This is a genomic window from Plantactinospora sp. B6F1 (assembly GCF_040120695.1).
Taxonomy (GTDB): Bacteria; Actinomycetota; Actinomycetes; order Mycobacteriales; family Micromonosporaceae; genus Plantactinospora.
In genome coordinates this window covers 1-852 of the sequence record NZ_JBEEAC010000103.1, presented here as the reverse complement: position 1 = coordinate 852, position 852 = coordinate 1, and the positions used below count along the sequence as shown (strand labels likewise).

Annotated in this window: 1 protein-coding gene; it reads right to left on the bottom strand. The window is 66.3% G+C overall.

The genetic code is table 11. From position 1 onward, the window contains the following. Positions 1-59: 59 nt before the first annotated feature. Entirely contained in the window at positions 60-764 is a 705-nt protein-coding gene (locus ABNF97_RS33985; RefSeq protein WP_349341077.1) for a C39 family peptidase, read from the bottom strand. Positions 765-852: the final 88 nt, after the last annotated feature.

The following is an 852-nucleotide window of genomic DNA, read 5'->3' as shown; positions in this document are numbered from 1 at the left end:
GACGGCGAAAGGGCCAGCCCCGGTCGGGGCTGGCCCTTTCGTGTGGTGTCCGGTTCTGGTTATGCGGAGTAGCCGCGTTCGGCGGCCCAGTTGGCCAGGGTGATGGTGCTCATCCAGTACTCGGCCTGGTTCGGGTTGGCCGGGTCGGCGATCTTCACCTTACGGCCGTGGTCGTCGTAGCCGACCACCGTCAGGTAGTGCCCACCCGGGTACGAGTGCGACACACCATCGACATCGGTGGCGGTGCCCTTGATGTTCATCACCACCGGACGGTTACCGTCGATCGCGTTGACCACGTCGACCTGGAGCCGGTCCATCTGCTCCGGCTTCGCCGTGGCGTCCGGGATCGCGACCGTGTGGTAGTCCTTACCACCGGCGGAGTTGAGCACCCGGGTGGTGTCCTCGGCCGAGTCCGTTCCCGCCTCGGTCGTGTGCAACTGCCGTGCCATCTCGTCCTGGCTCGGCGTCTGTCCCTGCGCGGTCAGGGCGATCCTGGTCGCGGCCGGCGCGCAGTAGTAGAAGTTCTCCTGCGCCTTGTACTGGTAGTCGAGGACCTTCGACGGTGCCCGCTTGTCGATCTGCCTGATGTCGGCGGTCACCGCCGCCGCGGTCGGCGAGCCGCCCGGGGTCGGGTTGTTGTCCATCGCGATCACGGGGCCGGCGAACGCGCCACCGACGACGGCGAGTCCGGCGACACCCAGCGCGGTCTTACGGATCGGAGTCTTCTCGGTGATGGCCGGGAGCCATCGGTTGACGAAAGTCATGATGGTCGCCTTCCATTCCGGGGGTACGACACCACCCGACAGACGGGCAGGTCGAAAGGAAAGAAACCCGAAGAAACTCGGGGGGAAA

Excerpts from the sequence above, each read along its gene's own strand:
- ABNF97_RS33985 (WP_349341077.1), bottom strand. The coding sequence starts at position 764 with ATGACTTTCGTCAACCGATGGCTCCCGGCCATCACCGAGAAGACTCCG.